At 60.9% G+C, this 20,622-nt stretch carries 17 protein-coding genes; 9 read left to right on the forward strand and 8 right to left on the reverse strand.

From position 1 onward, the window contains the following. Positions 1–114 precede the first annotated feature (114 nt). From NANH_RS0116455 to NANH_RS0116475, 4 genes are all read left to right on the forward strand, one after another. Positions 115–1,500 (forward strand): glutamate decarboxylase, encoded by a 1,386-nt coding sequence (locus NANH_RS0116455; RefSeq protein WP_027263023.1) that lies wholly within the window; start codon positions 115–117, stop codon positions 1,498–1,500. Between the two features lie 297 nt (positions 1,501–1,797). Beyond that, positions 1,798–2,952: a phosphoserine transaminase gene (locus NANH_RS0116465; protein ID WP_027263025.1), complete on the forward strand. Its 1,155-nt coding sequence runs from the start codon at positions 1,798–1,800 to the stop codon at positions 2,950–2,952. 83 nt (positions 2,953–3,035) lie between these two features. Next, a complete protein-coding gene (gene serA, locus NANH_RS0116470; RefSeq protein ID WP_027263026.1) occupies positions 3,036–4,631 on the forward strand; it encodes a phosphoglycerate dehydrogenase in 1,596 nt (531 codons plus the stop codon). A gap of 62 nt (positions 4,632–4,693) precedes the next feature. Then, positions 4,694–5,422, forward strand: a complete 729-nt coding sequence (locus tag NANH_RS0116475) for a metallophosphoesterase (protein ID WP_036049973.1) — start codon at positions 4,694–4,696, stop codon at positions 5,420–5,422. Here the strand turns inward: NANH_RS0116475 and NANH_RS0116480 are convergent. From NANH_RS0116480 to NANH_RS0116495, 4 genes are all read right to left on the reverse strand, one after another. Beyond that, a complete protein-coding gene (locus NANH_RS0116480) occupies positions 5,407–6,375 on the reverse strand; it encodes a PLP-dependent cysteine synthase family protein (RefSeq protein WP_027263028.1) in 969 nt (322 codons plus the stop codon). The genes NANH_RS0116475 and NANH_RS0116480 overlap by 16 nt on opposite strands. A 73-nt stretch (positions 6,376–6,448) precedes the next feature. After that, on the reverse strand, positions 6,449–7,486 hold the full coding sequence (gene tdh, locus NANH_RS0116485) for an L-threonine 3-dehydrogenase (protein ID WP_027263029.1): 1,038 nt from the start codon (positions 7,484–7,486) through the stop codon (positions 6,449–6,451). Then, on the reverse strand, positions 7,483–8,670 hold the full coding sequence (locus tag NANH_RS0116490; protein WP_027263030.1) for a glycine C-acetyltransferase: 1,188 nt from the start codon (positions 8,668–8,670) through the stop codon (positions 7,483–7,485). The genes tdh and NANH_RS0116490 overlap by 4 nt, the downstream gene beginning before the upstream one ends. A gap of 107 nt (positions 8,671–8,777) precedes the next feature. Beyond that, the gene (locus tag NANH_RS0116495) at positions 8,778–9,344 is read right to left on the reverse strand and encodes a helix-turn-helix domain-containing protein (protein ID WP_027263031.1); all 567 of its coding nucleotides are present in this window, start codon (positions 9,342–9,344) and stop codon (positions 8,778–8,780) included. A 146-nt stretch (positions 9,345–9,490) separates the two neighbouring features. Between NANH_RS0116495 and trpA the strand changes: the two genes are divergently transcribed. The 5 genes from trpA (at position 9,491) to NANH_RS26500 (ending at position 14,979) form a co-directional block, all read left to right on the forward strand. Next, the gene (gene trpA / locus NANH_RS0116500) at positions 9,491–10,282 is read left to right on the forward strand and encodes a tryptophan synthase subunit alpha (RefSeq protein ID WP_027263032.1); all 792 of its coding nucleotides are present in this window, start codon (positions 9,491–9,493) and stop codon (positions 10,280–10,282) included. Between the two features lie 78 nt (positions 10,283–10,360). Continuing rightward, positions 10,361–11,524 (forward strand): alpha-hydroxy acid oxidase, encoded by a 1,164-nt coding sequence (locus NANH_RS0116505; RefSeq protein WP_027263033.1) that lies wholly within the window; start codon positions 10,361–10,363, stop codon positions 11,522–11,524. Between the two features lie 179 nt (positions 11,525–11,703). After that, a complete protein-coding gene (locus tag NANH_RS26495; RefSeq protein WP_051372492.1) occupies positions 11,704–12,561 on the forward strand; it encodes an ExeA family protein in 858 nt (285 codons plus the stop codon). Beyond that, positions 12,558–14,102, forward strand: coding sequence for a GumC family protein (locus NANH_RS0116515; protein ID WP_027263034.1), 1,545 nt, complete (start codon positions 12,558–12,560; stop codon positions 14,100–14,102). The genes NANH_RS26495 and NANH_RS0116515 overlap by 4 nt, the downstream gene beginning before the upstream one ends. A 37-nt stretch (positions 14,103–14,139) precedes the next feature. Then, complete coding sequence (locus tag NANH_RS26500; protein WP_051372493.1) at positions 14,140–14,979, forward strand: CpsD/CapB family tyrosine-protein kinase; 840 nt, start codon at positions 14,140–14,142, stop codon at positions 14,977–14,979. A 264-nt stretch (positions 14,980–15,243) separates the two neighbouring features. Here the strand turns inward: NANH_RS26500 and NANH_RS0116525 are convergent, their stop codons facing one another. From NANH_RS0116525 to NANH_RS0116540, 4 genes are all read right to left on the reverse strand, one after another. Next, positions 15,244–15,546, reverse strand: coding sequence for an SH3 domain-containing protein (locus NANH_RS0116525; protein WP_027263035.1), 303 nt, complete (start codon positions 15,544–15,546; stop codon positions 15,244–15,246). Positions 15,547–16,299: 753 nt separating this feature from the next. Further along, complete coding sequence (locus tag NANH_RS0116530) at positions 16,300–18,720, reverse strand: GcvT family protein (protein ID WP_027263036.1); 2,421 nt, start codon at positions 18,718–18,720, stop codon at positions 16,300–16,302. 698 nt (positions 18,721–19,418) lie between these two features. Then, positions 19,419–20,054, reverse strand: a complete 636-nt coding sequence (locus NANH_RS0116535) for a ChrR family anti-sigma-E factor (RefSeq protein WP_027263037.1) — start codon at positions 20,052–20,054, stop codon at positions 19,419–19,421. After that, entirely contained in the window at positions 20,051–20,569 is a 519-nt protein-coding gene (locus NANH_RS0116540) for a sigma-70 family RNA polymerase sigma factor (protein WP_051372639.1), read from the reverse strand. The genes NANH_RS0116535 and NANH_RS0116540 overlap by 4 nt, the downstream gene beginning before the upstream one ends. Between the last annotated feature and the right edge of the window lie 53 nt (positions 20,570–20,622).

Below are 20,622 nucleotides of genomic sequence, written 5' to 3' on the forward strand. Positions count from 1 at the left end.
CGCCGGGCGCGGGGGCAATGGTGCTTGCGGTCTGTCACGTCATCGTATCTCGTTGGTGGCACAATCGAAGGCGCAAATGTCTGAGCGCGCCAGAGTGATCTTGAGGAAAAAACCATGCCGAAATTGCGACACCAGAACCCCACAGCTGAACTCTATGGGGCGAAGGGGCTGTCGTCTTCCTTGCCGCGGTCCGAATTTCCCGGCGAGGGCCGCGACCCGCGTCATGCTTATGCGGCGATCCGGGACGAATTGATGCTGGACGGCAACGCCCGCCAGAACCTCGCGACATTCTGTCAGACCTGGGAAGAGCCGGAACTGCACCGTCTGATGGATGACTGCATCGACAAGAATATGGTCGACAAGGACGAATATCCCCAGACCGCCGAGATCGAGGCCCGCTGCGTGCGGATGCTCGCCGATCTGTGGAACGCGCCCGGCGGCGGGTCTGGCGTGGGGACATCGACCACCGGCTCGTCCGAAGCCGCGATGCTGGGCGGGCTGGCGATGAAACGGCGCTGGGAGGCACGGCAGAAAGCGGCGGGCAGACCCATTGCAAAGCCCAATATCGTCACCGGCCCGGTACAGATCTGCTGGCACAAATTCACCCGCTACTGGGATATCGAGCATCGTGAAATCCCGATGGAAGACGGGCGGCTGCTGATGACGCCCGAAGAGGTTACCGCGCGCTGTGACGAGAATACCATCGGAGTGGTGCCGACGCTGGGCGTGACGTTCACCGGACAATATGAACCGGTCAAGGCGGTTTCAGATGCGCTTGATGCGCTGCAGGCCGACAGCGGGCTGGACATCCCGATCCATGTGGACGGGGCCAGCGGCGCGTTTCTCGCACCGTTCTGCGCACCGGATCTGGAATGGGATTTCCGCCTGCCGCGCGTTCGTTCGATCAATGCGTCGGGCCACAAATTTGGCCTTGCTCCGCTGGGTGTCGGCTGGGTCATGTGGCGCAGCGAAGCCGACCTTCCCGAAGAAATGGTGTTTTATGTCAATTATCTTGGCGGCAACATGCGCGACATCGCGCTGAATTTTTCCCGGCCGGGCGGGCAGATCGTCTGCCAATACTACAACTTTTTGCGGCTTGGGCGCAGCGGGTATGCCCAGGTGCACGGCGCATGTTACGACACGGCGCAGTATCTGGCCGATGAAATCGCCAGGATGGGCCCTTTTGATATCGTCTATGACGGCGCGCCGGATGCGGGCATTCCGTGTCTGTGCTGGACCATGAAACCCGGAGCCGATCACGGGTTTTCGCTGTTTGATCTGGCCGACCGCCTCAGGGTGCGGGGCTGGCAGGTGCCGGCCTATACCTTGCCCGCCAACCGGCAGGACACGGCGATTCAACGCATCCTGGTGCGCAATGGTGTCAGTCGCGATCTCGCGGGTTTGCTGCTGGAGGACATGCGCGATGCGCTGGCACATCTGGACAAACATCCGGCACAGACACCGCTGGCCAGCGATGACGCATCCGGGTTTCACCATTGAAGCAACAGAGGATGCATTCAGTTACGTGAGCGGCGCGGCATAGAACATGCTGTTGAATGGCGGTCGCGGGGCGGGGCCATTTGCGACACCGCGCCGTCTGACTCTGGCCGAGGGTCCAGTGTTCTGGCGCGCGCGCATCGAAAGGGGCTTGGTGCGCATCCCGGCGCTGAGCGGTCTTTCAGGCCGGATGTCGCGACCGGGTCTCTTTTCCTATTGCTGTTTTTCCCGGCGTTGAGTATCCCGCCAGGTGGGACACCCTTCCCCAACGAAGGGCGCTTATCTGAAAGGGTAGCATTAATGGCTATTTCACAACCGGCAACGCGGCCGGCCAACCCGCGTTTTTCCTCTGGCCCCTGTGCCAAACCCCCCGTTTTCGATCTGGCGAAACTGTCTGACGCGCCTTTGGGCCGCAGTCACCGCGCTGCTGTTGGCAAGGCCAAGCTGCTCGCCGCGATCGAAGAAACCCGCGATATTCTGGGCGTGCCCGCCGACTACAAGATAGGCATTGTGCCCGCCTCTGACACCGGCGCGTTTGAGATGGCGATGTGGAATCTGCTGGGTGCCCGCCCGGTCGAGATGCTGGCCTGGGAAAGCTTTGGCGCAGGCTGGGTCACAGATGTGGTCAAGCAGTTGAAACTGGATGCCATCGTCAAGACCGCCGACTATGGCCATATCGTCGATCTGGCGACCGTCGATTTTGACAAGGACGTGTGTTTCACCTGGAACGGCACCACTTCGGGTGTACGGATTCCCGATGGCGAGACGATCCCGGCGGACCGTGCGGGGCTGACCCTGTGCGATGCCACCAGCGCCGCCTTTGCGATGGATCTGCCCTGGGACAAGCTGGATGTGACCACCTTCAGCTGGCAAAAGGTTCTGGGCGGCGAAGCGGCCCACGGCATGCTGATCCTGTCGCCGCGTGCGGTGGAGCGGCTGCAAAGCTATACCCCCGCTTGGCCTCTGCCCAAGATTTTCCGCCTGACCAAGGGGGGCAAGCTGATCGACGGTGTGTTCAAGGGCGAAACCATCAACACCCCGTCGATGTTGTGTGTCGAGGATTATCTGGTGGCGCTGGACTGGGCGCGCTCGGTCGGCGGGTTGCGCGGCATGATTGCGCGGGCCGATGCCAATACCGCCGCGATCACCGATTTTGTCGCCACGCATGACTGGATCGACTTTCTGGCCGTTGAACCGGCGACGCGCTCCAACACCTCGGTCTGCCTGAAATTCACCGACGCGCGCATCGAGGACGGTGCGGCTTTTGCCAAGGCGGTGGCCAAGCGGATGGAGACCGAAGGCGCGGCGCTGGACGTCGGGGCCTATCGCGATGCCCCAGCCGGTCTGCGGATCTGGTGCGGCAGCACGGTGGAAACCGCGGATGTCGCGGCGATGCTGCCCTGGCTGGAGTGGGCCTTTGAGGCCGAGATCGCAGCGCAGGCCGTTGCAGCCTGATCAACCGCTTGCGGTTTTCTGACAGTTAGCAGGTGCGCATTTCTGCGCACCTCTCCCCGATCTTTTTCATAAGGACCAGAAACATGGCTCCCAAAGTACTCGTATCCGATAAACTTTCGCCCACCGCCGTGCAGATCTTTCGCGATCGCGGCATCGAGGTCGATTTCGAACCCGACCTGGGCAAGGACAAGGACAAGCTGGCCGAGGTGATCGGCAAATATGACGGCCTGGCGATTCGCAGCGCCACCAAGGTCACCGAAACCATTTTGCGCAACGCCGACAATCTCAAGGTGGTGGGCCGCGCCGGGATCGGCACCGACAATGTCGACAAGGAAGCCGCCAGCAAAAAGGGTGTGATCGTGATGAACACGCCGTTTGGCAACATGATCACCACCGCCGAACACGCCATCGCGATGATGTTCGCCGTGGCGCGTCAGATCCCCGAGGCCAGCGTCAGCACCCACGCCGGAAAATGGGAAAAGTCCAAATTCATGGGCGTCGAACTGACCGGCAAGACCCTGGGCGTCATCGGCGCGGGCAATATCGGCGGTATCGTCTGCGACCGTGCCCGTGGTCTGAAAATGAAGGTCATCGCCTATGATCCGTTCCTGGGCGAGGAAAAGGCCGAAAAGATGGGCGTGGAAAAGGTCGATCTGGACGATCTGCTGGCCCGCGCCGACTTCATCACCCTGCATGTGCCCTTGACGGATCAGACCCGCAACATCCTGTCGCGGGAAAATCTGGCCAAGACCAAGAAGGGCGTGCGGGTCATCAACTGTGCCCGTGGCGGTCTGGTGGACGAAGAGGCTCTGGCCGAGTTGTTGAAATCCGGTCACGTCGCGGGCGCGGCCTTTGATGTGTTCGCCAAGGAGCCGGCGACCGAGAATGCGCTTTTTGGTCTGCCCAACGTGGTCTGCACGCCGCATCTGGGGGCCGCAACCACCGAGGCCCAGGAAAATGTCGCCCTGCAGGTGGCCGAGCAGATGTCGGATTACCTGTTGACCGGTGCCGTGACCAATGCGCTGAACATGCCCAGCGTCACTGCCGAAGAGGCCAAGATCATGGGGCCATGGGTCAAGCTGTCCGGGCATCTGGGGGCGTTCATCGGTCAGATGACGGACGAGCCGATCAAGGCGATCAACATCCTGTATGACGGCACCGTCGCCGCGATGAACCTTGAGGCGCTGAACTGCGCGGCCGTTGCCGGGATCATGAAAAAGGCCAACCCTGACGTGAATATGGTCAGCGCGCCGGTCATTGCCAAGGAACGCGGCATCAAGATCAGCACCACCAATCAGGACAAGTCGGGTGCCTTTGACGGCTATATCAAGGTGACCGTGGTGACCGAGAAACGCGAACGCTCGATCGCGGGGACGGTGTTTTCCGATGGCAAGCCGCGCTTTATCCAGATCAAGGGCATCAACATCGATGCCGAGGTCGGCGCACATATGCTGTACACCACCAACGAGGACGTGCCCGGCATAATCGGGACACTGGGCCAGACCATGGGAGAAAACGGCGTCAACATCGCCAACTTTACCCTCGGGCGGGCGGACAAGGGCGGTGAGGCGATCGCGCTGTTGTACGTGGACAACGAGGTGCCCGCTCCGGTGCGCGAGAAACTGGCGGCGACCGGCATGTTCCGCCAGATCAAGCCGCTGGAGTTCGACGTCGCCTGAGCCAAAATGCGGCGGCCCCGGTTGCGGGGCCGTCGAACGGACCTTTGCGCCGGAGAGACCACATGAGCGACACGCCGATCTATGCCGTTGGCGACATTCACGGCCAGTTGGAACAGCTGGAACAGGCGCTTGCGCTGATTGATGCCGATGGCGGCCCCGAGGCCGAGATTGTATTTCTGGGTGATCTGGTGGACCGGGGGGCCAGCAGCCGCGCGGTGATTCAGCGTTTGCTGGATGGGCAGCTTGAAGGGCGCAACTGGCATGTGATCAAGGGCAACCACGACCGTATGTTCACGCGGTTCGTGACTCAGGGCGTGGCCGGGGACGCGCGGATCCTGTCCAGGCTGGATTGGCTGCATCCGCGTCTGGGCGGGCCGAGCACGCTTGCTTCCTATGGGGTTGAAACGGATGGGCTGACCCCCGCCCAGATCCACGCGGCGGCGCAGGCGGCGGTTCCGGCCCGGCATATGGAATACCTGCAGGGACTGGATCTGTACCTGCAGCGGGGCGAGCTGCTGTTTGTCCATGCCGGTATTGCGCCCGGCGTGCCGCTGCTCCAACAGACCGAAGATGACCTGATCTGGATCCGCGATCCGTTTCTGAAATATTCCGGGCCGCATCCATGGTTGGTGGTGCATGGTCATACCGCGCTGGAAATGCCCTATCATTTTGGCAACCGGATCGATCTTGACGGCGGCGCGGGCTATGGGCGGCCGCTTCTGCCGGCAGTTTTTGAGGGCCGCGACTGCTGGCTTCTGACTGAAAGCGGGCGGCTTCAGCTGGTGCCCTGATCCCAAAGGTCGGTCGACAGGTATTTCAACCCGCTGTCACACAGGATCACCGCAACGCGCCCGCCGCGTTCTGGACCCGCCAGCAAATTCAGCGCCGCCGCGACGTTGGCCCCGGCGGAAAACCCGGCAAAGGCCCCTTCTTCGCGCGCCAGCGCCCGCGCAGTGTCGCGCGCCTCGGACCCGGAGATGGTCAGATACCCATCTACCGGCACATCGGTCAGCAGCGCCAGATCGGCCATCGCATAGCCGCCTCCCTGAATCGGATGCCCCGGCTGTCGCGCTCCTTGCCCCGCCAGGACCGCAGCCCCCGCAGGTTCGACCACATAACCGCGCAGTGCCGGGTTGCGTCGCCTGAGCGCCCGGATCGTGCCGCCATAGGTGCCGCCGGACCCGGCAAAATCGACGAAAGCGGTCAGGCTGCAATCGCTGTCCGCCCACAGTTCCGGACCGGTGGTGTCAAAATGCGCCTGCGCATTGCCCGCATGTGCAAACTGGTCGGCCCGGAACGCGCCGCGTTCGCGGGCGATGCGCTGTGCCTCGGCCTCGACCCGGGCCAGATCCGCGCCCGAAACCTGGCCCGGCAAGCTGCCCGGCTCCTGGTCGACCAGAACCACCTCGGCCCCCAGCGCTGTCATCATCCGCGCCCGCTCGGGCGAGTTGCCCCGGCTCATCACCGCCACAAACGGATGGCCAAGCTGGCCGCAGACAATCGCCAGCCCGGTGCCCATGTTGCCGCTGGTCAACTCGACAACGACCTGCCCCGGCGTGAGCGATCCATCGGCCCGCGCGGCCTCGATGATCCCGCGCGCCGCGCGATCCTTCTTTGAGAAACCGGGGTTCAGGTAATCCAGCTTGGCCAGAATGCGCCCCTCAAGCCCGCGCGCCTCAACCATACGGTCCAGCCAGATTGCCGGGGTCCGCCCGATCACATCGACGATCGACGCTCCTGCCATACCGCCTGCCTTCCTCTTGCAAAAAATACTCCGGGGGAGTCGCCCGGCGGGCGACGGGGGCCGCGCCCCCTGTTCAGGTCCAGTCCAGAACGACCTTGCCGCTTTGTCCGGATTTCATCGCCGCAAAGCCCTGTTCGAAATCGTCCACGCCGAAACGATGGGTGATCACCGCGCTGACATCCAGACCGTTCTGCAGCATCGCGATCATCTTGTACCAGGTTTCGAATATCTCGCGGCCATAGACACCCTTGATGGTGATCGCCTTGAACACGATCCGCGACCAGTCCACCGGAGATTTGCCAGGCGGGATGCCCAGCATGGCGATACGCCCGCCCATGGTCATGGCTTCGACCATCTGATCCAGCGCGCGCTGGTTGCCGGACATTTCCAGCCCGACATCAAAGCCCTGCTTCATCTTCAGACGCGAAATCACCGGGGCCAGATCCTCGTTGGCGACATTCACCGGCACCACATCGGCCACCTGCGCCGCCAGATCCAGCCGCGCCTGATTGACATCCGTCACCACCACATGGCGCGCGCCCACGTGCCGCGCGACGGCGGCGGCCATGATGCCGATGGGCCCCGCGCCGGTGATCAGCACATCCTCGCCCACCATGTCGAAACTCAACGCCGTGTGAACGGCATTGCCCAAAGGGTCCAGGATTGCCCCGATGTCGTCGCTGATCTCGTCGGGCAACGGCACCACATTGAACGCGGGCAGGCGCAGGTATTGCGCAAAGGCCCCCTGTTCGTTCACCCCGATGCCGCGGGTCGCCGGATCGAGGTGAAACTTTCCGGCCCGGCTCTGACGCGAGGTCTTGCCGATCAGGTGCCCTTCTCCGGAACAGCGCTGGCCGATTTGCAGCCCTTCGACATTGCCGCCTATTTCGACGATCTGGCCAGCAAATTCATGACCGGTGATCAGGGGCACCGGTACGGTTTTTTGCGCCCAGTCGTCCCAGTTCCAGATGTGAATGTCGGTGCCGCAGATGCCGGTCTTGTTGATTCGGATCAGCACGTCGTCGGGTCCGATCTCGGGCACCGGCGCGTCGATCATCCACAGCCCTTCGGCCGCCTTTGATTTTTCCAGCGCTTTCATCGTGTTTTTCATGTCAGAACTCCTGTTGCCCTGCCCGCGGTCTCAAAGGCGGCCAGCGCCCGGTCCAGATCGTCCCGCGTCAGCGCGGCATTCATTTGCGTGCGGATCCTGGCCTGCCCGCGCGGCACCACCGGAAAGAAGAAGCCCGAGACATAGACGCCTTCGTCAAACAGCCGCGCCGCCATGTCCTGTGCCAGTTGCGCCTCGCCCAGCATGACGGGGATGATCGGATGTTCGCCCGCCAACAGATCGAACCCCAGCTTTTCCAGCCCGGCGCGCCAATAGGCGGCGTTCTCGAAAAGGGCCTCTCGCAGGTCATCGCCCTGTTCCACCAGATCAATCGCGGTCAGCCCGGCGGCGACGATGGCGGGCGGCAGCGAATTGGAAAACAGATAGGGCCGCGCCCGCTGCCGCAGCAGATCGACCACCGGTTGCGGTCCGGCAATATAGCCGCCGATGGCCCCTCCCAGAGCCTTGCCCAGGGTCCCGGTCAGAATATCGGCCTGAATGCCGAAATGGGCCGGTGTCCCCGCGCCCTTTGGCCCCATAAAGCCGGTTGCGTGGCAATCGTCGACCATCAGTATGGCGTCGTATTTGTCCGCCAGCGCCCGGATCTCGGGCAGCTTTGCCAGATAGCCATCCATGCTGAACACGCCGTCGGTGGCGATCATGATGTGCCGCGCGCCATCGGCGCGGGCCTGTTTCAGCCGGGTTTCGAGATCGTTCATGTCGCTGTTGGCATAGCGATAGCGTTTTGCCTTGCACAACCGGATGCCGTCGATGATCGACGCATGGTTCAGGCTGTCGGAAATCACCGCGTCTTCGGGACCCAGCAGCGGCTCGAACAGCCCGCCATTGGCGTCAAAACAGGCGGCAAACAGGATAGCGTCGTCCATGCCCAGGAACCGGGCAAGACGCTGTTCCAGCTCGCGATGCAGATCCTGCGTGCCGCAGATGAATCGCACGCTGGCCATGCCGAATCCTTTGGGCGCCATCGCGCCTTTGGCTGCGGCGATCAGATCGGGATGATTGGCCAGGCCCAGATAGTTGTTGGCGCACAGGTTGATCACCTGGCGTCCGCCGACCGTGATCTCGCCGCCCTGTGGTGAGGTGATCAGACGTTCGGTCTTGGTCATCCCTTCGGCTTCGATCTGTGCAAGGGTCCCGGTGATATGGCTCAGAAATGCAGTGGACATGATGCGGCTCCTTCGACTCGATGTCTATCATAGCGGATGCAATTCCGAAATAGGGGATTTCCGGCTTGACGAACGAGAATCCGTAATGATGGAATTTTGCTGCCCGCTCAGGCGTGGCGCACCACCAGAAAGGCCCGTGCCGCGGCGTTGCTGGCCGTGATGCTGTGGGTAACATCCGCCGCATAGCGCGCCGTATCGCCGGTATTCACGGTCTGGGTGGCCTGACCCGAGTTGACAACAAGCGTTCCCTCGATGACCGACAGCTGTTCGCGCGCGCCTCTGGTGTGGGGTTTGCTGACCAACGTACCGCCGGGCTCGAACAACAGCTCATAGACCTCGTGCTGCCCGGCCTCTTCGGGGGCTGACAGGATGCGGATACGCAGGCCCTGACCCATCTTGTCGATTCGCGGCACGTCGCCGGTGCGGATCACCTCGATCCGGTCGCTGGCGGGTTCGCCATCCAGCAACCCGGCAAAATCCACCTGCAACGCGCGGGTCAGGTTCCACAGGGTGGCAATGGTCGGGCTGCTTTCGCCGCGTTCAATCTGGCTGACCATCGAGCGCGACACGCCCGACAGGTTGGCGACCGCTTCCAGTGACAGGCCTTGCGTGCGCCGCGCCTCTTTCAGGCGGGCGGGCAGCAATGTCAGGATATCGTCGGGGCTGTCCATCATGACGGAATCCTGACGCCGGAAATACCGGATTGTCAATGCCGCCGATCCGCCGGGTTTCGTGCCGCCTGCGGGCGCGAATTGCAGAACCGCATTGATTTCCGCCATGGCATTTGGCATGGCATCCTGAGCCAGAAGGAACATCGACCATGACCCGTATCGACGCCAAGTTCGCAGATCTGAAAGCGCAGGGAAAAAAGGCCTTTGTTGCCTATGTGATGGCGGGCGATCCGGACTATGAGACCTCGCTGCAAGTGGTGAAGGGGCTGCCGGCCGCCGGGGTCGATGTCATCGAGCTGGGTTTGCCATTTACCGATCCGATGGCGGATGGGCCGACGATCCAGCTGGCCGGACAACGGGCGCTTGCGGCGGGCATGACCCTGCGCAAGACACTGGATCTGGCCACCGAATTCCGCAAGACCGACGATACCACACCGATCGTGCTGATGGGCTATTACAACCCGATCTACAGCTGCGGCGTCGATGCGTTTCTGACGCAGGCCAAGGCCGCAGGCATCGACGGGCTGATCGTGGTCGACCTGCCCCCCGAAGAAGACAGCGAACTGTGCATCCCGGCCCAGGCGGCGGGGCTGAACTTTATCCGGCTGGCCACGCCCACCACGGACGACAAGCGCCTGCCGCGCGTGCTGCAGAACACGTCGGGATTCGTTTACTATGTTTCGATCACCGGCATCACCGGTGCCGCCGAGGCCAGTGCAACGGATGTCGGTCCCGAAGTCGCGCGGATCAAGGCCGGGACCGACCTGCCGATCATCGTCGGCTTCGGCATCAACACACCCGAAAAGTCGCGTGCCATCGCCAGCGTCGCGGACGGTGCTGTTGTTGGTTCTGCCATTGTCAGCCAGATCGGCGCGGGCAAACCGGTGGGCGAGATCCTGTCCTTTGTTAAGTCTCTGGCGGACGGGGCGCACAGCGCCTGATCCGCCCGCCCACGCATTGAGTTTCCGCCCCGCCACCGCTACCCATGGGCGGACAAAAGCGAAAAGGAGGGGTCCGCAATGCCCGTGATCACCAATATCGAGGACCTCAGACGCATCTATGAACGGCGCGTGCCGCGGATGTTCTATGACTATGCCGAAACCGGCAGCTGGACCGAGCAGACCTTTCGCGACAACAGCAGCGATTTCGCCGATATCCGGCTGCGCCAGCGCGTTGCCGTGGACATGACGGGGCGCAGCACTGCCAGCCAGATGATCGGACAGGACGTGGCGATGCCCGTAGCGCTTGCCCCTGTGGGCTTGACCGGGATGCAATGTGCCGATGGCGAGATCAAGGCCGCCCGCGCCGCTGCCGCATTTGGCGTACCTTTCACCCTGTCGACGCTGTCGATCTGTTCCATCGAGGATGTCGCCGAACATTCGCCCGCACCATTCTGGTTTCAGGTCTATACGCTCAAGGATGACGACTTCATGCGGCGTCTGTTCGAGCGGGCGCGGGCCGCCAACTGCTCTGCGATCGTCATCACGCTGGATCTGCAGATCGGCGGGCAACGGCACAAGGACATCAAGAACGGCCTGTCCGCCCCCCCCAAGCTGACGGCCAAATCGGTTGCCAACATGATGACCAAATGGCGCTGGGGCATGGGCATGCTGGGCACCAAGCGGCGCTTTTTCGGCAACGTGATCGGCCATGCCAAGGGCGTTTCGGATCCCGGTTCGCTGACCAGCTGGACTCAGGAGGCCTTTGATCATGCGCTGGACTGGGACCGGGTGCGTCAGTTGATCGAGATGTGGGGCGGCAAGGTGATCCTCAAGGGTATTCTGGATGCCGAGGACGCCAAAATGGCGGCCAGAGTCGGTGCCGATGCCATCGTCGTCTCCAATCACGGCGGCCGCCAGCTTGACGGTGCGCTCAGTTCGATCCGGGTGTTGCCCGAAATCATGGATGCGGTCGGAGATGACATCGAAGTGCATCTGGACAGCGGTATCCGTTCGGGTCAGGACGTGCTCAAGGCGCTGGCGCTGGGGGCCAAGGGCACCATGATCGGGCGGGCGTTTGTCTATGGTCTGGGCGCGATGGGGCAACAGGGCGTGACCACGGCGCTTGAGGTGATCCACAAGGAACTGGACACCACCATGGCGCTCTGTGGCGAAAAGAATGTTGCCAATCTGGGGCGGCACAACCTTCTGGTGCCGCGCAACTTTGGCGGCGACTGGGTCTAGGCGGGCGTGGGCGGTGCCGCATCATCTGTCATGACACCCGGTGTCTGCGCACGCTTTCGGCCCGCAATTGTATCGAGTTTGTGTAAAAAGACGTTTCCAGAATGACTCGGTTTACAGGTTTCATTCATCCTCTCGGATATTATATAAGTGTCAATGTGTTTAAGAGTATCTGACGTACCATGTCACAGTCGTCATTCTATCTGGACTATTATGGCCTGAACGAACGGCCGTTCACCTTGGTGCCAGACCCGGAGTTCCTGTTCTGGTCGCCCCAGCACAAGCGCGCGTATTCGGTGCTTGAGTTCGGGGTCTTGTCCAGGGCGCCGATCACCCTGCTGACAGGCGAAATCGGATCGGGAAAAACCACGTTGCTGCAAAACCTGCTGGGACAGATCGAAGAGGATGTCACCGTTGGTCTGGTGTCAAATGCCCAGGGGAACCGGGGCGAGTTGTTGCAGTGGGTGTTGAACGCGCTCGATCTGCCCATCGATTCAGACGCGACCTATGTGCAGAATTTTCAGAAGTTGCAGGATTTCCTGATTGCGGAATATGCCCTGGGTCGGCGGGTGGTTCTGGTTTTTGACGAGGCCCAGAATATCTCGCAGGAGGGGCTGGAGGAATTGCGCATGCTGACCAATATCAACGCCAACAAGGACGAGCTGGTCCAGTTGATCCTGGTCGGCCAGCCGGAATTGCGCGACATGGTCCGGCACCCCGCGATGAACCAGCTTGCGCAGCGTGTTTCGGCCAGCTTTCACCTTAATCGTATGAGTGCGGAAATGACGCAGGGCTATATCAGCCACCGGTTGAAAACTGCGGGCGGCGAGGGCGACGAATTCACTCCGGCGGCCGGCCTGCTGGTGCATGACGTGACCGGCGGTGTGCCGCGTCTGGTCAATCAACTGTGCGATTTCGCGCTGTTGTATGGCTGGTCCGAGGAAACCGGAAAAACCGTGTCGTGCAAGATGGTCCAGTCGGTGATTGACGATGGTGTTTTCTTTTGCCAACAGAACATGGAAAGGGAGGCGCAGGCATGATGTCCGACTTGCGGTTCTATTTTTGGTTCTTCCTGCGCAAGCTGCCCGCCTTTCTCCTGGTGGCTGCCAGCGTGGCGACGGTCTCGATTGTCGTCGCCTTCACGCTGCCGCCGGCCTATGAATCGCGGATGGTGCTGATCGTAGAAGCGCCGCAGATTCCGGATGCGCTGGCCCCCAGCACGGTCAAGACACCGGGGCCGCAGCGGTTGCAGATCATCGAACAGCGGTTGCTGACCCGCGCCAACCTTCTGGATATTGCCCGCCGGCTGAAGGTTCTTCAGGACCAGCAGGACATGAACCCGGACGAGATCCTGCAGGCGATGCGGGCCAGAACCCGCGTGACCAAGACCCGCAGCAATCAAGAGGCCAGCATCATGACGGTCACGTTCGAGGCCCGTTCGCCGCGGCTCGCGGCGGGGGTTCTGAACGAGTACCTGACACTGGTTCAGGCCAACGATGCCTCGTTCCGCAAGGACCGGGCCGGCCAGACCATGGATTTCTTCGAGCAGGAAGTCGCGCGCCTCGGTGCGGCGCTCGAGCAGAAGGCCGAAGAGATTCTTGCGTTCAAGAATGAAAACGCCGGCGATCTGCCCGATGGTCTGCCGTTCCGGCAGGACCAGCTGGCCACCCGGCAACAGCGTCTCGAAGAGGTCGGGCGTGAGATTTTTACACTTAAAACCCAGCGCCAGCAGCTGATCGACCTGTTCAGCCAAACCGGTCAGGTCGGATCCACGACACTGGTGCAGGTCAGCCCGACGGAACAGCGCCTGTCTCAAACCCAGGACGAGTTGGACAATGCCCTGTTGGTCTATTCCGAGACCAACCCCCGCATCAAGCTGCTCAAGGCGCGGGTCGAACAGCTGCGCGAACAGGTTGCCACGGAACGGGGCGCATCGCCGGAAGAACCGGAACAGACGTCCGGCAACACCACGCTGGACTTCCAGTTGGCCAGCCTGGATACCCGGGTGGAGATCCTGGAACGTCAGGAAAAGTCACTGCAGGATCAGATCACCCGGCTGGAAGAGTCGATCAGCAAGACACCCAACAATGCGGTCGTGCTCGAAGATCTGGAGCGGGATTATGAGAACATTCTCAGCCAGTACAATCCGGCGGTGCAGCGGCTGGCGGATGCAGATACCGGCGAACGCATCGAATTGATGTCGCGTGGCGAACGGATCTCGGTCATCGAACAGCCCGCAGTTCCCAGTGAGCCGACCAAGCCCAACAGGATGAAGATTGCAGGCGGCGGTACGATGCTGGGTATCGGGTTGGGTGCCGGGCTGGTTGCGATGATGCTGTTTTTCAACGGTGCCCCGCGACGTCCCGAGGACCTGATCCGCAAGCTGGAAGTCTGGCCTATCGCGACATTGCCCTATGTCCGCACGCGGCGCGAACTGTTCATCCAGCGCGGGATCAAACTGTTCGTGATCCTGATGATCCTGGTGGGTGTCCCGCTGGTGGTCTGGGCGATCCATATCTATTATCAGCCGCTGGATCTGCTTGCCGACCGGGTGATGAACAAATTGGGTGTAAGATGGTAAGAGGTTTCAAGAATATGGCAGCAGCGGCGAGGACATCGTGACCGATCGGCTTCAGCAGGCAATCAAAAAGGCGCGGAGCGAACGCGAAAGCCGCGTCGGCGCGTCCCGGCCACAGATGCCGCAATCCGTGTCGTCACGTGCACCACAAAAGCGCACGCCTGTGCAGGACGCCTGGCAAAGGCTGACCCCCCTGATCGTCGATCCGAAAGCTGTCGTCAACAATCGACTTGTGGCGCATACCAGCGGAGAACTGGCGATCCCGTTCGACATGCTGCGCACCAAGGTGCTGCAACAGGCCAAGAAGAACAACTGGCGGCGTGTTGCGTTGGTGTCACCGCACAGCGCCTGCGGGAAATCGACGATTGCCGCGAATCTGGGCTACAGTTTCAGTCGGATGACCGAACTGCGCACCATCGTGATGGATTTCGATCTTCGGCGTATGGGGCTGGGCAGGGTGCTGGGGCAGACCCCGACGCAAGGCATGCCCGACGTTCTGGTGCGCGAGGCCGATTTCGCGGATGTGGCGTGCTGCCTGAACGGCAATGTCGCCTTTGGTCTAAACGCCCGCTCGGGGCGGCACCCATCTGAAATTCTTCAGAGTCGGCAGACGTCGGATGTCCTGGACGAGATCGAGCGCACCTATCAGCCCGATGTCATGCTGTTTGACATGCCCCCCCTGATGGCCAATGACGACAGCCACGGATTTCTGCGGTCGGTGGACTGCGCCCTGTTGATCGTCGTTGCCGAGAAAACTCCGATGGAGCAGATAGACGTTGCCGAACGACAACTCGGCGAGCTGACAAATGTCATGGGAATCGTATTGAATCGTTGCCGCTATACCACCGGCGCGCATGGCTACGAAAACGAATATTACTGAAGCGGCCCGGACCGCTGTTTTGCCTGAGACAGCAGCCGGTGTTCGGTACCAAGGCGACCAGCCCGTGTTCGTTCCACTGCCTGTGAGCCAGGCACCTGTTGTCTGCCCCGGAATGGAACCGACAGCTGGCGCCGCGACCGCAACGGGGATTGCGCCCAGACGCCAACCGACAGCGCGGGGGCGCCGCAGTTCATGGCCAGACTCGGGGATGCGCCATCGTTACAGCTTCAGAATACCGCAGCGTGCCTGGTGTGGCACGCTGCTTCACATTTCTCGCAAGTAAGCCCACGAGGCATAGCCCTTGAGCTTGCGCGACTGCTTCAACGAGACCTTACACCAGCGGGTGCCGCCAGTCTGCTCACAGCCGTGGATTCGCAGGATCGTGCCATTCGGCAGGCCGAGAATGATCTTGAACCCGATTCCTGGCCCGGCGCGCAGTTTGAGCATATCCTCGCCCTCGACCCCGACGACCTCGTAATATTGACCCGACCCAGCATCTGCGGACCCGGCCTCCGGGACCGCTCCCAGCAGCGCCGCGGCAAGCGCCGCGAGGATGGCTCTGCGCATCGTTTTCTCCTGTTTCTGCCTCGATGGCAAAGTAGATCTCAGCCTGCCGTACAGGCAATAGGCTTTTTGAAGCTGCTTCACCGATCCTGGACCGACTTCCCGGCAATCCGTTCTGCCTCCAACTCTATGACATGGAACAGGGCCGTCCACGCTGGTTTTGGAATGAACTTTGGCGATGGGCGCGATAGGGGCCAGCCCCGAATACGAAAAAAGGGACCCGAGGCCCTTGTTGTCGATTGTAGTAAAACTTCCCTCACGGTTGACGGCAAAACAATAGCTTTGAGGCGGGGTCCGGCGGATACACGGGAACGATCAGGGCTGAAAACGTCCGCGGGTTCATCTCTCGCGAGCTCGATCTCCGGACCTATGCCAACGGTGTCACGATTGACGGCTCGTGGTCCGGAAAGCCCACGGAGAACGGGTGATGAACCTTGCGGATGCCCGAGAAAAGCCGGAGGGGTGGCGTAGACACTGCAACGAGGACAGGCCCCACAGCGCGATCCCAATGGCGTCACCAGCCCGTCATCGTGAAAAAGCCGGGAAAATCCAGCTTCCGGCGCTCCAAGCTTGGGGAACCCCAAGGACCCCGCGCAAAGCATGAGGGAACTTGGCGCGCGGGTCATGGGAATGTAGCGGCACTTAGGAAGCGCGGCCCATACAAAACGCGTCAGAATGACATTTCAAAATGTCCCGCTACCTGAGCGGCTCTTTGATGGATACGCCGCGCTCCCTGTTTTGATGATGATCCGGATCTCATGCGCGCAGGCGGGTTCCTTTTGGATCGAAAGGAGGCTCTGCCAGAACAGTCGCTTTATGCGGCTGGCCTAATATCATCACGTCGACACGGTCTCCGGCTTGGACGTCTTTGACGAATCCAAGCGCGAGACTCTTGCCGACTGAATATCCGTAGGCCCCTGACGTGACCCGCCCGATGCCTTTTCCGTTCATGAAAATCGGCTCGCCGCCGCTCGCATCCGCGTTGGACGCAGAGACATCGGCCTCGTCGACATGAAGCAACACCAGCGCATCGCGGGCAGCGCGTCCGATCGTTTCGACAGCCGCATCCTTGTTGAGAAACGCCTTGTTCAATTTGCACAGCCGGCTCAGACCAACTTCTTGCGGCCAATACTCGGGCGAATACTCGCGCGACCAACTGCCGTAGCCCTTTTCGATCCGCAGCGACATCAAGGCGCGGCTGCCCACCGGGCCTGCGCCAAATTCTTTTCCGGTCTCAAGCAGAGCCGTGTAAAGCCGCTTTTGATCTTCGGCCTTACAGTGCAATTCCCACCCAAGATCGCCTGTAAACGAGACCCGCAGGGCAAGCAGCTCCACGCCTGCAAGCTCTATCGTCTTTGAGTGCATGAACGGGAAGTCGTCAGTGCTCAGCGAGGCATTGGTGAGACGTTGCAGAATATCGCGCGACTTTGGCCCCGCGACATTAAAGCCGCACAGGGCCTCGGTCCGGCTTTCGAACGTCGTGCCGTCCGGCAGATCCACCTGCCTGAAAAAGCGCTTGTGATAGCGCTCGGCCATGCCTGATCCGATGATCCAGAATTCGTCATGGCCCACACGGGTCACGGTGAAATCGCCGGCAATGCCACCGCGTTTGCCGATCAGAGGTGTCAGGCAAGACCGCCCCACAGCCGTGGGCATGGTATTTGCAAAGACCTTGTTCAGCCAATCCTCCGCTCCGGCACCTTTGCAAACATACTTGGCAAAGTTCGAGATATCTATAATGCCCGCGCGATCCCGCAGCATGTTGCATTCTTCACCGACCGGCCCCCACCAGTTCTGGCGGGTAAAGCCATTGGTGTCCTGGGTGCCCGTGGTGTTTGCGAACCAAAGCGGGTGTTCCCAGCCCACATTCAGCCCAAACACCGCACCCATCTGTTTCTGTATTTCATAGACGGGGCGCACCCGAGCAGGGCGGCCGGCAGTGCGTTCTTCGTTCGGGAAATGAATGGCGAACCGGTGCCCATAGCTGTCCTGGACGCGGGCCATGGTAAACGCTTTTGTGGTCCAATCGCCGAAACGTGCAATGTCCCACGCGAACATGTCGTAATGGGTTTCGCCTTCAACGATCCACTGCGCTGCCATCAGGCCCATGCCGCCAGATTGGCTGAAACCGGGGATGATACCGTTGCAACAGAAATAGTTGTCCAGTTCAGGCACAGGTCCGAACAGCACATTTGCATCTGGCGACCAGATCATTGGCCCGTTGATTACCCGCTTGATGCCCGCCTCGGCCACCGCTGGCACCCGTTCAATGGCGTTCATCATATTCTCTTCGATCCGCTCCAGATCGTCAGGGAACAAATCGTGGGCGAAATCAAGCGGCGTCCCGTTCTCGGCCCAGAACTTCATGTCCTTTTCATAGGCTCCGACCAGCAGGCCCTGGCCCTCCTGGCGCAGATAATACTCGCCGTCGCGATCAGAGACCGAGGGCAAACGGCGGTCAGATGCAGCGATCTCTTGTATGCTTTCGGTCACGAAGTACTGATGTTCGGTCGGTTGTAAAGGCAGCTCAAGTCCGGCCATCGCGGCAACTTCGCGTCCCCAAAGGCCGGCTGCATTCACCACCCATTGGGTGTGAATATCACCTTTGGGCGTTTTCACGATCCACGACCCGTCAGGTTGCGCTTGGGTTGCGGTAACGGGTGTGAACCGATTGATTTCCGCACCGCGCTGGCGCGCGCCGATTGCATAGGCATTGGTGACGCCCGACGGGTCAACGTTGCCACCATCCGGCTCGTACATCACGCATTTGATCCCCTCGAAATTCACCATCGGGTTCAGTTCACGGGCCTCTTCGATAGAAATTTCATAGAAATTCATGCCATAAAGCCTGGCTTTGGCCGCCTGTAGGCGCAGCTGATGCACGCGTTCGTCGGTTTGCGCCAGATAAAGAGAGCCAGGTTGAAACACTCCGCAGGACTGGCCGGTCTCAGCCTCCAGATCGTTGTACAACGTCATCGTATAATGCTGGATACGGCTGATGTTCGTGCTGTCATGCAATCCATGAATATTCGCGGCCGCGTGCCAGGTGGAACCGGAGGTCAATTCGTCCCGTTCCAGTAAAACGACATCCTTCCAGCCGAGTTTGGTTAAATGATACAGGATAGAGCATCCAATAACGCCGCCCCCGATGACGACCGCTTGAGCTGTTTTACGCATGAGTTCTCTTCTCGGTTAAGTGTGTTCGCGTCTGTGCCCTGGCTTCAAGTCGGCCGAACGCAGCTTACTCCAAATCCGCGTTCCAGTGGGCTCATGTGTGGCGTCGTGAGGTGTGGCACTGGCTGCTAGAGTTTCAGGATCGGTTTTCCGGATTTGACACGCGATACGCAGACACACATGAATTCATTTGTCTCGCGTGCTTCCGGGGATAGAACGTCATCTCTGTGGTCCACCTCTCCGCTGGTGACATCAACAATATACGATCCACAAAGCCCTTCCGGGCGTCCGAAATCAACACCGATGTCATTTTTCCGAAGCCCGACGGGAATTGTTTTGTCCGCCGGAGTTTCGGGGACGACTCCGGTCTGTTTTAATTTCGACTTCGAAGGTTCGGCTGGGCGCTGTTTCAATATCCGCTGCCGCAGCGCAGCGTGCAAAGTGAACGACTCCGCCGCGCAATCTCTGCCCCGCGTCAAGGACCGTGCACATGGTCCTCAGACCGCGCAGCACTTGGCTGTTCCCGGCAAGAGACGGCGGTGTTTGGTGTTTCTGAACACCCTGGATGTTTCCGAATGTCAGGCCGGATCGCTCGCCGCGCCGTCTGGAATTCATCTGACCGCGCGGGAACCGGCAGGGGTTTCAGGCGGTCCTGGATTCTGAGACGCCTGAAGAGCCGTCGACTTCAAACGGGCCAACCGTCAGATCCGGAAGATCGGCTGCAGAAGGCGGGGCACCAGGGCGCGAAAGCGCAGCCGCGCATCGGTGGCGGCCAGGCAAATACAGGCCTCACCTTCGTCGGCAATCGGCGTGTGTTCAAGCGCTTCGTCGGCAATCTCCAGATCCCCGACCCCAAAGCGCCCGGTTTCGTCGCTGAAGCTGCCCTGCAGCACCAGGGTCAGTTCCAAGCCACCGTGGCTATGGTCTGGCACCGCCTGTCCCGGCGGGATGTACAGCAGGCGGACAGAGCCGTTGACGTCTCGCGACAGGATATCCTGCCGGACACCCATGCCCAGCGTTTTCCACCGCGGCGCGCGCCCCTTGAAGGCTTCCATCACCGGGCCGGGATAGACCCCGGAACGCTCATAGACCGGTTCCGGAGCAAATGGTGCATCAAGCTGGGCAAAGAGGTTTTCCCTCAGTGACGGTGAAACCGGCACGGCATGGGACTCTTCCAACACCACGCCGCCAACGGCCTGATGGGCCTCAAACGTTGCACGGCACTGTCCACACAACGACACATGGCTGGCCACAACCACGGCAAACGGATGTGGCAAATTTCCGGCCGCATAGGCTGCCAACATGGCATCGGAGGGGTGGTGAGTAATAGCACTCATTGGTCGAGGTCCTTTAACTCGTGTCTCAGCCGTTGCAGTCCAAGCCGGATACGTGATTTGATTGTGCCCAGAGGGAGGCCGGTCTGGGCGCTGATCTCCATATGGGTCAGCTCGCCCAGATAGGCCTTTTCGATCATCTCGCGCTGCTCAGGCTTGAGCCTGGAAAGCGCTTGTTTCAACTGTCCTGCCTCTTGTTCAAGCCCCAGAATCTGGCTGGCATCTGGTTCCGATCCGGGCTCTTGTCTGAGCTCTTCCGGCATCGGGCGGTTTTCCTTGCGCGCAATGTCAATCTGGCGATTGCGGGCAATCTGGTAGATCCATGCCGAGACCTGCGCCCGATGCGGATCGAACATTGCCGCCTTGCGCCAGATCGTCAGCATCACGTCCTGAACAATTTCTTCCGCTTGATGGGCGGGCGCGCCTGACCGGATAATAAAGCCTTTCAGACGCGGGGCGAAATGGTCAAAGAGCGCGGCAAATGCGTTGCGATCCCGATCATCGCGGATGGCGATCATCCAGATGGTTTGTTGCGAGAGAACAGTTTCGCTATGTGACAAGTTTTTGCTTT

This window comes from Sedimentitalea nanhaiensis DSM 24252 (assembly GCF_000473225.1).
Classification (GTDB): Bacteria; Pseudomonadota; Alphaproteobacteria; order Rhodobacterales; family Rhodobacteraceae; genus Sedimentitalea; species Sedimentitalea nanhaiensis.